The sequence below is a fragment of the Pantoea sp. CTOTU49201 genome (assembly GCF_032054795.1).
Lineage (GTDB): Bacteria > Pseudomonadota > Gammaproteobacteria > Enterobacterales > Enterobacteriaceae > Pantoea > Pantoea symbiotica.
On the sequence record NZ_DAMBSA010000125.1, the window covers coordinates 1 to 11018 of the forward strand.

The following is an 11018-nucleotide window of genomic DNA, read 5'->3' on the forward strand; positions in this document are numbered from 1 at the left end:
ATGAATTCGCCGCCTTTGGTATTCAAGCCGTTTTCGGTGGCGCTGGTGACCATGGTTTGCGTCAACACGCGCACGCCAAGTTTGGTGAGCTCCTGATGCGCCGCCGCCGAGATACGCGGTGGCAGCGCAGGCAGAATGCGTTCACCGGCTTCCACCAGCGTGACGTTCAGCGAGCTGCTATCCAGACCTTTGTAGCCATAGCTGTGCAGCTGTTTCACCGCGTTATACAGTTCCGCAGAGAGTTCCACGCCGGTGGCGCCGCCGCCGACAATGGCGATGTTGACTTTTTCCAGGCTGCCTTCGCTGGCCGAGAAACGCAGGAACAGGTTGAGCATTTCGTTGTGGAAACGACGCGCCTGATGCGGGTTATCAAGGAAGATGCAGTGATCTTTCACGCCCGGCGTGCCGAAGTCATTTGAGGTGCTGCCAAGCGCGATAACGAGGCGATCGTAGGCCAGCTCACGCTGCGGCACTAACAACGCGCCTTCCGCATCGCGAATTTCAGCCAGCTCAAGGGTTTTGTTTTCACGGTTGATTTGCGTCAGCGATCCCAGCTGGAACTGGAAGCCGTGATTACGCGCGTGCGCCAGATAGCTCAGCGCATCAATCCCTTCATCCATCGAACCGGTTGCCACTTCATGCAGCAGCGGTTTCCACAGATGACTGTGATTACGATCGACCAGAATGATCTCGGCCTTTTTCTTGCGTCCCAGCTTGTGACCGAGCTGCGTTGCCAGCTCTAAGCCGCCAGCACCACCGCCGATGATAACGATTTTTTCCATAGATGTAGTCAACAAAGACCCCCTCAAAGTTGTAAACCAATAGTTAATCAATGGTTAATAAAAACCTTAATAAACATAGGGTTGGCGACGTTAAATCGCGAGCTGAGGGCAGAATATCACGGCGTCAAAGACATCACATAAGAAAATTGATGTACATCAATCTTTCAGCAGCATTATCAGAATGTTACACATTTTATGCGCCGCGTCACACGGCGCACTGACGGTCAGGCGAGGAGTTTGAAGGCTTTGATGCGCTGTAAATGCGGCGCGATGTTCTTGAATTTGTGGCTGGCTGCTTCATCCCAGATGATTTCATAAAACGGCTGCAGATACGCCGCGCTGCGCTGATTATCCAGCGCTTCATCCTGACGAGACAAAATCGCCAGACACTTTTCGCGGTTCTTCTCGCGGAAATCATTCACGCACTTGGTAGCAATATCGAGATACTCTTCCGGGCGATCGATTTTGCCTTCCATGTTCTCAAACGGGAAAAGATTGGGATTGAAGATCACCTGACGCATGCCACACAGGAAGCCAATGCGCTCGGCCCAGTAGCCACCCAACCCAACTCCACAAATCAGCGGATGCGCATCGTCGCCCTGTTGCAGCAGCTTGTCGCACTCTTTCAGCAGAAACTGCATGTCATGTTTGGGATGGCGAGTGCTGTAGCTGACTAATCTGACGTCCGGGTCAATAAACTGCAGCTGCAGCACCTTTTCATGGTTGCCCGGACTGTTGGAATCAAAACCGTGCAGATAGATGATCATGATTTTCCTCAGCGTGGAATAAATCCGGGCAGCGCGGCTTATCTGCCCGAAGCTTTGTGCGCCAGCCAGCGCTCTTGCAATGCGCTGAGCTGACGCTGATTTTGCCGCCAGCGCTCGCTTGCCAGCAGGCTTTGACGGGTAAAACGCCCTTGATGGTATAACTGCGTCACGCGCTCTGCCCCGATCGGCGTCAAGTTATCCAGCACGCTCACCGCGCCGGCGCGCTGATTGCACACCAGGATCATATCGCAACCGGCATTCAGCGACTGCTGTGCGCGTTCGGCGTAGCTGCCCATCACGGCGGCACCTTCCATCGACAAATCGTCGGAGAAAATTACGCCGTTGAAGCTGAGCTCTTGGCGCAACACGGTTTGCAGCCAGTATGGCGAACCGCTGGCGGGCAACGGATCCACCTCAGTATAGATAACGTGCGCTGGCATCACCGCATCGAGCAGTTGCTCATCGATCAACTGCTTAAAGATCGCCATGTCATGCTGACGCAGCGTGGCAGCGTCGCGGTTGTCGCGCGGCGTCTCTTTATGCGAATCCGCGCTGACCGCACCGTGACCGGGGAAGTGTTTGCCGGTGGTTTTCATACCAGCTTCATGCATGCCGTTAATAAAGCGACGCGCCACCTGCAGGGCGATAGCCGGATCTTCATGGAACGAACGATCGCCAATTGCCGCGCTGATGTGACCAATGTCGAGCACCGGCGCGAAACTGATGTCGATGTCCATGGCGATCATTTCCGACGCCATCTGCCATCCCGCCTGCTGCGCCAGTTCACCCGCGCTATTGAGATCGTGCAGCGCGGCGAAGGATTGCATGGCCGGCAGCTGCGTGAAGCCGTCGCGGAAACGCTGCACGCGCCCGCCTTCCTGATCCACCGCGACCACCAGACGATGGCGCGACGCGGCGCGAATCTGGCGCACCAGCTCTGCCAATTGATCGACATCGTGGAAGTTGCGGGCAAACAGAATCAGTCCGCCTACCAGCGGATGCTGCAGAATTTCGCGTTCTTCGGCGTCGAGCTCATAGCTTTCGACGTCGAGCATCAGCGGTCCAGGCGTGTTCATGGTCATGATTAAAATCCTACGTTAAAGGTCGTGCCAGCTGGCCTGCGCCAACTGTTGTAAGGTGTCATCCTGGCTCTGCTCGGCGCGCAACTGATACCAGCTGGCCATCAGCAGTTGCAGCCACGGCTGCCAGCGCTGCATCTGGCGCGCCAGTGCCTGTTCATTCAGCTGCGCGCGCGCGGCGTAATCGGCAATCCACGCTGAACGCGTATCGCCATCAACCGCACACACCGCCGCCAGCTCCAGCGCCACGTCGCCATCGGCGGCATATTCCCAGTCGATAAGGCGTAAACCGGCAGGCGTGGCAATCAGGTTGCCGGCGTGGACATCCATATGCAGCGGTGCCAGGCGCAGCGGCTGTGGTTCGCCCTGCTGTAATAAGCGTTGCAGACGACGCTGCCAGCGCCAGTGACGCTGCTGGCAAAGTTGCCAATAACGCTGCAGCAGCGGCGCTAATCGTAAACGATAGCCGGTGAGCGGCTGTTGATGCAGGCGCTGCAGCAGCGCCACAATCGCCTCCCGCTGCGCGTTGAACTGCGCGGAGGTGAGCACCTCGCCCGGCAACCAGCTTTGCAGAAGCCAGGGATCGCGCCACGCCAGCGGCTGCGGCCCGAGCTCTGCATGCCTGAACTGCTGCAGGATGCGGTATTCGCGCTGGCGATCGACAAACGGGATCGGCTGCGGCGGCGCACGGCGCGCCAGCAACTCGCCCTGCGGCATCTGCACGCGCACGCTTTGCCCGCTCAGTCCCGGCAGCGCGAAAAAATGACCGGCAGCTTGCGCCGTCGGCCATTGTTGCTGAAGCAGGTTTTGCAGCTGGGGATCAGGGTTGAGCAACACCGTTTCCTGACCAGATGATTTCACCGGTTTGTACCAGCATCAGCTGCATTTGCAGCGTTGGTGCTTTCACATCGCCCTGCGCATTGCTGTACAGCACATACTGCGCGTTAACGTTGCGCGCCAGACCAATCGCTTTACTGCGCGAGTTGAGGCTGTCATCCGGCGATAAGCCCAGCGTCTGCTTGGCCTGCGCCAGCTGTTCCGGAGTGATCAGCGTGAACTTGCCGTTGTTGGCCAGCGCATTCTGAATCGCATCGGTGGCTTTATCAGTTTGCAGCGCGCCGTTGGTGCTGTTCTTGATCCGATCCACCAGCAGCACACTGCCAGGATTCACACCTGAAGATTGCACCATCTTGCCGACTAACGGCTGGACGCTGGCATCCCAGTTAATGGTTTTCAGCTTCGGTGGCTGCGGCACGGTTTCTGGTGGCGGCACCGGCTGCGGCGTCGGTTCAACCGGCTGCGTTGGCGTGGTCGGCTGCGTGGGTTCTACCGGCGCTGGCGTCTGTTGTTTCACCACACAACCGGTGAGCATTAGCGCAAATAACAACGCGCCCGAACGTTTTACACTGCGAATCACAGCTTACTCCTCAAAGATAAAGATAGAGACGCACCTTACTGGCGGTCGGATTGCCCATTTGTGAGGCCACTTCTACGCTGCCGTGCGCCGGAACGATCTGGCTCTGCGCTGGCTCTTCCGGCGTGATTTCCAATCCTTTGTCGTCGTACCAATAGAAACGATAGTGCACTTTCACCGGCGTTTCCCGCTGGTTGTACAACACGCTCATGGCACGCTGCTGACCATCTTGCTCGGTCAACTTAGGATCATCGGTAATAATGCCCGCGGATAATACTGACGATTCCATCACCAGCGACTGCGAGGTATTAATCATCGGCTTATCGCTGCTGCAACCTGCAAGGGTCAGCAACAGCAAGCCACTCAGCCATTGACGCATCAATTTGTCCGCCTGAGTTAGATGGCCAGCATTGGGCCCAGCGGCTGACCGCCGACCAAATGCATATGGATGTGATAAACCTCCTGACCGCCATGGCTGTTGCAGTTGATGATCAGACGATAGCCATCTTCGGCAATGCCTTCATCACGCGCAATTTTGGCGGCCACGGTGATCATCCGGCCCAGCGCCTGCTCGTGTGCTGCCTGCACATCGTTGGCGGTGGGAATCAATACGTTGGGGATGATCAGAATATGGGTAGGCGCTTTGGGCGCGATATCACGGAAGGCGGTGACCAGTTCGTCCTGATAAACCACGTCGGCGGGGATCTCGCGACGGATGATTTTACTGAAAATGGTTTCTTCAGCCATGGTGCATTTCCTTAAGCCTGAGTTCAGTCAGGCAGTATGCGTGAGGAATTCCATTTCTTTCAACCTCAGGACCACATTTCCTGTATTAAATGACTGCCTTTAAGCCGTTTTCTCCCTTTGCCACGCATTGTGCTGCAACTCGCATTTCTAACATCTCATTAACCACAAAAATGAAACGCTGTTTTATAAATTAGAGATATCACGCCATTTTCTTTGTGATTTTGCCATCCACCAGAAAGTCATTGCGAAATCACGAAGGTTTGCACGCTTAAGCCGCTCTACTTTCAATCCAATCCGAGCAAGTTGTACGGAGTGATGAGGGATGTGTTTACCGACTAATTCAAGGAGAACCTGCCATGCGCTCTCGTAAGATTGGCCTGGGTCATTATCTGGCCTATGGGTCCGGGGATTTCCTCGGTGCAGGCACCACGGCGTTAACCGCCGCCTGGCTGCTCTACTTTTACACCACCTTTTGTGGGCTCTCGCCGATTCAGGCGACCTTCATTTTCGCCGCCGCCCGCGTGCTGGATGCGGTGGTGAGCCCGCTGATGGGTTTCCTGACCGATAACTTTGGTTCGACCTGGCTCGGCAAGCGCTTTGGCCGCCGCAAATTCTTCATTCTGCTCGGCATCCCGTGCGTGTTCAGCTACAGCCTGATGTGGGTTGGCGACATGAGTTTCTGGTGGTATCTGCTGACTTATCTGCTGTTCGATATGGTCTACACCATGATTCTGGTGCCCTACGAAACGCTGGTGCCGGAGATGACCGATGATTTCAAACAGAAAACCCGCTTCTCTGGCGCGCGTATTGGGTTGGCGCAGCTGTCGGCCATTCTGGCGGCGTTCCTGCCGGGCGTGCTGATTGGCTGGTTTGGCAAAGATAATCCGATCTCCTTCTTCTACGCCAGCCTGGTGTTCTCGGTGATTTGTGCGCTGGTGTTAACGCTGGTGTGGCTATTTACATGGGAGCGCGATCCCAGCGATTTCTCTGCTGAATCACGCCGCGCAGAGCAGGAAAAATCACAGCTGACCTTGCTGCAGAGCCTGAAACGCCTCTACACCGAGCTGGCCTCAACGCTGCGCATTCGTATTTTCCGCCAGCATCTTGGCATGTATCTCGGCGGCTATATCGCGCAGGACGTGTTTAACGCGGTGTTTACCTGGTATGTGGTGTTTGTGCTGATGCAAAGCGCGCAGATCGCCTCCAACCTGATGGGCACCATGGCGGTGATGCAGTTTATTGCGGTGATGGCGATGATTCCGCTGTGTATCCGACTAGGACCTGCGCCTGCCTATCGTATGGTGGTGGTGCTGTTTGGTCTGAGCGCCCTCTCCTACGCCGGATTATGGTACACCGGCATGAACGACAACTTCGCTCTGCTGGTACTGATTTCTGGTCTTGCGGGTCTTGGTCGCGGTGGCATCAACTATGTGCCGTGGAATACTTACACCTATATCGCTGACGTCGATGAAGTGATTACCGGCCAACGTCGCGAAGGCATTTTTGCCGGCATCATGACGCTGACGCGCAAAGCCTCACAAGCAGGTGCGGTGATGTTCGTCGGTATCGTGTTGCAGCTGGCGGGCTTCTCCTCCGGCAAGGACACACAAGTCGCGGCCGTCGGCCACACCATTCTGGCGATCCTCAGCGTGGGCACACTTTGCGTGCTGGCCTGCGGCTTCATTATTTCACTGCGCTTCAAACTCAACCTGCAAACCCACACGGTGTTGCGCGAAGAGACATTGAAAATGCGCGAAGCCGGACGCGTGGTGCCGGAACGCATTACGCCGCAATCGCGTGAAGTGGTCGAAATGCTGGCGGGCATGCCGTATGAAAATCTGTGGGGCAATAACAACGTCGGGTATCTCAACCGTCATAAGCCTGCCGCACCGCCGCTGCCGACTCAGCCACGATCTTTACCTTCTCTCTCTACCCTGATTAACGATAGGAATGAACCATGACTGTATTTCCTGTGAAGCACAGCGCGTTACTGCGCCAGCCTGAATATCTGTTGCCACGTACTGAGCTGGTGCAGTTGATTCAGCGGCTAACCCATAATCTGGTGAATATTACCGATCACAGCGGCGAGTTTTTACTGCGCCTCGATGATGGCCGCGTGATCGATACCAAAGGCTGGGCCGGTTGGGAATGGACACACGGCATCGGCCTGTACGGCATGCTGCACTACTATCAGCAAACCGGCGATCAAGAGACGCTGAAGATTATCGATGACTGGTTCAGTACGCGACTGGCGGAAGGTACGCCAACCAAGAACGTCAATACCGTTTGTCCGTTCCTGACGCTGGCGTATCGCTATGAAGAGACGCGAAATGCCGCATGGCGGCCGGTGCTGGAGCGTTGGGCAGAATGGGTGATGTATGAGATGCCGCGTACCGAGCAAGGCGGCTTGCAGCACATCGTCTACAACAATGAAAACACCCAGCAGCTGTGGGATGACACCTTAATGATGAGCGTGATGGCGCTGGCGAAGATTGGTCAGCTGCTGGATCGTCCGGAGTTTGTCGAAGAAGCCAGCTATCAGTTTCTGATTCATACCCAATATTTAATGGATCGCCAAACCGGTTTGTGGTTCCACGGCTGGACGTTTGATGGGCGGCACAATTTTGCCAACGCGCGTTGGGCGCGCGGCAACAGCTGGCTGACTATCGTTATTCCTGATTTCCTCGAGATGATGAACTGGCCGGAACAGCATGCCACGCGGCGTTTCCTGCAGCAGGTGCTGGAGAGCCAGGTGAAGGCGCTGAGCACCTGTCAGCACAGCAGCGGTTTGTGGCACACCCTGCTCGACGATCCCAACAGCTATCCTGAAGCCTCCGCCACCGCCGGTTTCGCCTATGGCATTCTTAAAGCGGTGCGCAAACACTATCTTTCGCCCACCTATTTACCGCTGGCGGAGAAAGCGTTGTGTGGTGTGATCGGTAATATCGATGAGGATGGGGAACTGAAGCAGGTATCGTTTGGTACGGCGATGGGCAGCGATCTGGAGTATTACCGTCAGATACCGCTCACCTCAATGCCGTATGGTCAGGCGATGGCACTGCTGTGTTTGACGGAGTATTTGCGGGTTTATTTATAAATAAAAAATGCCCTCATTTGAGGGCATTTTTACGCACCGAAAGTGAAGTGCGATGAAGCGGCGGCAGAGGAGTAAAGCGTCCCAAGCCAGGGATGGCTTGGGCCGAGCCCCAGGGATGGTTTATGGCGTCTTTACGATCTGACGCCGCTTCATCGCACCGGCTCTGCCTGCCCTTTATCGTTACATGCTGCGGATATAGTCATCCATTTCAGTTTTCAGGTTATCGGACTTGGTGCCGAAGATCGCCTGAACGCCTGAACCTGCTACTACCACACCACGTGCACCAAGGCTTTTCAGTTCAGCCTGATCAACCTTACCCACATCCGCCACGCTCACACGCAGACGCGTGATACAAGCATCAAGGTTAGTGATGTTCTCTTTACCACCAAACGCGGTAACCAGTTTGCCAGCCATTTCGCTGCCGGTTGCGCTGCTCTGCTCCATTGCGGTGTCCTCACGGCCAGGGGTTTTCAGATTCAGTTTCACAATCAGGAAACGGAATACGGTGTAGTAAATCAGGCCGTAGATGATACCCACAATCGGGAACAGCCAGATTTTGCTGCTGTTACCGCTCAGCACGATAAAGTCGATCAGACCGTGTGAGAAGCTGGTGCCATCACGCATACCCAGCAAGATACAGATTGGGAAGGCCAGGCCCGCCAGAATCGCGTGGATCACATACAGAATTGGCGCCACGAACATGAAGGCGAACTCGATTGGCTCGGTAATACCGGTCAGGAACGAGGTCAGCGCGGCGGAGATCATGATGCCGCCCACTTTGGCGCGGTTTTCTGGTTTAGCGGTATGCCAAATCGCAATCGCTGCTGCTGGCAGACCGTACATTTTGAACAGGAAGCCGCCTGACAGTTTGCCTGCGGTTGGGTCACCCGCCATGTAACGTGGGATATCACCGTGGAACACCTGACCTGCAGCATTGGTGAACTCACCAATCTGCATCTGGAATGGTACGTTCCAGATATGATGCAGACCAAACGGTACCAGCGAACGCTCAATCAGACCGTAAAGGCCAAAGGCGACGACTGGGTTTTGGTACGCTGCCCACTGTGAGAAGTCCTGAATCGCAGTACCGATTGGCGGCCAAATGAATGACAGCACTACACCGGTGAAAATCGCGGCCAGACCGGAGATGATCGGCACAAAGCGCTTGCCGGCAAAGAAGCCGAGATACTCAGGCAGTTTGATGCGGTAGAAGCGGTTAAACATATACGCCGCGATGGAACCGGCGATGATTCCGCCGAGCACACCGGTATCCGCCAGATGCTTGGCCTCGATTTCTCCGGCAGGCATATGCAGTACCAGTGGCGCAACCACCGCCATGGTTTTCACCATGATGCCGTAAGCAACCACAGCCGCCAGCGCAGACACGCCGTCGTTATTGGTAAAGCCGAGCGCCACACCGATCGCAAAGATCAGCGGCATATTGGCAAACACCGAACCACCCGCTTCGGCCATGACGTGGGAAACCACTTCCGGCAGCCAGCTGAAGTTTGCTGAACCAACACCTAACAAAATACCGGCAATCGGCAGAACCGATACCGGCAACATCAGCGATTTACCTACTTTCTGCAGGTTCGCAAATGCGTTCTTGAACATAGAAACTCCTGAGTATGAGTGCAATTTTTTTGCGCAGTGCGCATGGCTTAGGGGGAGGATCCTTCGCCGGGGTGACGCTGAGCGTCTTTTGATTTATTACGAAGAGTAAAATAAATCGCTAATTGTTAAATTGACGGCCATCACATTTCGCTAAGAGCGGCCTCTTCCTTTCAGTCATTTCTGACTGACTTGCGCTAATAAACAGCAATAAATCACTGCCTGCGTCCAGTCAGACGCAGTGCAGTTGGGTGATTTTTGATTAATTACAGCGTTTGAAATAAAGCGGTTAGCCGCCGAGACGACTCATCGGGATGTGGAACAGGCGGGAGAAGTTTTCAGTGGTGGCAGCGGCGAGGGTTTCGATATCCACGCCTTTTAATACCGCCATGTAATCTGCCACATCACGCGTAAACGCTGGCTGATTCTCTTTACCACGGTGCGGTACCGGCGCCAGATACGGCGAATCGGTTTCTACAAGCATGCGATCAAGTGGCACATAGCGCGCCGCATCACGGATCTGTTCGGCGTTACGGAAGGTCAGAATGCCAGAGAAGGAGATATAAAAACCAAGATCCAGCAATTTGGCTGCGGTTTCTTTGTCTTCGGTAAAACAGTGCAGCACGCCGCCACACTTCTCCACCTGCTCTTCGCGCAGAATTGCGAGCGTGTCTTCACGCGCATCACGCGTGTGCACAATGATCGGTTTATTCAGTGCGATACCGGTACGAATGTGCTCACGAAACGAGGCTTGCTGCTGCGCTTTTGTTTCCTGCTGATAGAAGTAATCCAGTCCGGTTTCACCCAGCGCGACCACGCGATCCTCGGCGGCCAGACGGCGGAACTCTTCGACGTCGTACGGCGCTTCCTGATTGAGCGGATGCACGCCACAGGCCAGCGCGACGTTTTCACGATCGCCTACCAGCTGTTTGATTTTGTAGTAATCCGGCAAGGTGGTGGCAATCGCCAGCATAAACTTCACATCGCGCGCCGCCGCTTTGGCAATGACATCATCCAGATCGCGATGGTGTTTTTCATAATCGAGGCCATCAAGATGGCAGTGGGAATCGACAATAAACATAGAGCTCTCTTTTTGCTTAGCCGACCGTTGCCGGAGTCAGTAAACGTCCCCAGGCGAGTAAACGATCGGTCAACATTAATTCTCGGTTGAGTGCAGCGACATGTAACAGCTGTTCGCGGCACTGCATCCATTGCTGCGCACTGCTGTTGAGCGCACTGCTATTCATTCTTTGTGCCAACTGCGTAACCACATCTGGACGATCGCCGTTGCTCAGCCACTGACTGGCCCCCTGCTGCACTTTCATCGCATCCACCAGCAGCGAAATCAGCCAGCTGAGACGTTCGGCCACATCTTCACTGTTTAGCGCGGGTAACAGCTGCAGCACATCGCCGTTTAGCGCTTTGATCAGCGTTTCGCACAGCGTTTCACGCGCCTGCCAGCACTCGGGCTGCAGCAGCGTCAAGGCGGCGGCGGGGGCGCCATTACTCAAACGTAAGGCG

At 55.3% G+C, this 11018-nt stretch carries 12 protein-coding genes; 2 read left to right on the forward strand and 10 right to left on the reverse strand.

All coding sequences use genetic code 11. The annotated features are described in order from the left end of the window. The 7 genes from RTY00_RS10955 to hinT form a co-directional block, all read right to left on the reverse strand. A partial coding sequence (locus RTY00_RS10955) for an FAD-dependent oxidoreductase (RefSeq protein ID WP_312664444.1) occupies positions 1-794 on the reverse strand: 794 nt, incomplete at its 3' end. Positions 795-1006: 212 nt separating this feature from the next. Continuing rightward, positions 1007-1549 carry an alpha/beta hydrolase YcfP gene (gene ycfP / locus RTY00_RS10960; RefSeq protein WP_312664445.1) on the reverse strand — a complete coding sequence of 181 codons (543 nt, stop codon included), beginning with the start codon at positions 1547-1549 and terminating at the stop codon, positions 1007-1009. A 38-nt stretch (positions 1550-1587) separates the two neighbouring features. Then, positions 1588-2631 (reverse strand): beta-N-acetylhexosaminidase, encoded by a 1044-nt coding sequence (gene nagZ / locus RTY00_RS10965; protein WP_312664446.1) that lies wholly within the window; start codon positions 2629-2631, stop codon positions 1588-1590. 15 nt (positions 2632-2646) lie between these two features. Beyond that, positions 2647-3462 (reverse strand): thiamine kinase, encoded by an 816-nt coding sequence (gene thiK, locus RTY00_RS10970; RefSeq protein ID WP_312664451.1) that lies wholly within the window; start codon positions 3460-3462, stop codon positions 2647-2649. Further along, positions 3449-4045: a penicillin-binding protein activator LpoB gene (gene lpoB / locus RTY00_RS10975; RefSeq protein WP_008103041.1), complete on the reverse strand. Its 597-nt coding sequence runs from the start codon at positions 4043-4045 to the stop codon at positions 3449-3451. Before lpoB ends, thiK begins: the two co-directional genes overlap by 14 nt. A 10-nt stretch (positions 4046-4055) precedes the next feature. Continuing rightward, entirely contained in the window at positions 4056-4421 is a 366-nt protein-coding gene (locus RTY00_RS10980) for a YcfL family protein (RefSeq protein ID WP_008103043.1), read from the reverse strand. A 17-nt stretch (positions 4422-4438) separates the two neighbouring features. Further along, positions 4439-4789, reverse strand: a complete 351-nt coding sequence (gene hinT / locus RTY00_RS10985) for a purine nucleoside phosphoramidase (protein ID WP_312664447.1) — start codon at positions 4787-4789, stop codon at positions 4439-4441. 356 nt (positions 4790-5145) lie between these two features. Here hinT and RTY00_RS10990 point away from each other — a divergent pair, with 356 nt between their 5' ends. Continuing rightward, positions 5146-6750, forward strand: a complete 1605-nt coding sequence (locus tag RTY00_RS10990) for an MFS transporter (RefSeq protein ID WP_312664448.1) — start codon at positions 5146-5148, stop codon at positions 6748-6750. Then, positions 6747-7886 (forward strand): glycoside hydrolase family 88 protein, encoded by a 1140-nt coding sequence (locus tag RTY00_RS10995; protein WP_312664449.1) that lies wholly within the window; start codon positions 6747-6749, stop codon positions 7884-7886. The genes RTY00_RS10990 and RTY00_RS10995 overlap by 4 nt, the downstream gene beginning before the upstream one ends. Before the next feature lie 180 nt (positions 7887-8066). Here RTY00_RS10995 and ptsG read toward each other — a convergent pair whose 3' ends face one another. The 3 genes from ptsG to RTY00_RS11010 form a co-directional block, all read right to left on the reverse strand. Continuing rightward, positions 8067-9500 carry a PTS glucose transporter subunit IIBC gene (gene ptsG / locus RTY00_RS11000; protein WP_008103049.1) on the reverse strand — a complete coding sequence of 478 codons (1434 nt, stop codon included), beginning with the start codon at positions 9498-9500 and terminating at the stop codon, positions 8067-8069. Positions 9501-9786: 286 nt separating this feature from the next. Beyond that, positions 9787-10578, reverse strand: coding sequence for a metal-dependent hydrolase (locus tag RTY00_RS11005; protein ID WP_154181483.1), 792 nt, complete (start codon positions 10576-10578; stop codon positions 9787-9789). Positions 10579-10594: 16 nt separating this feature from the next. After that, the coding region (locus RTY00_RS11010; protein ID WP_312664450.1) for a DNA polymerase III subunit delta' C-terminal domain-containing protein at positions 10595-11018 on the reverse strand (424 nt) is incomplete at its 5' end.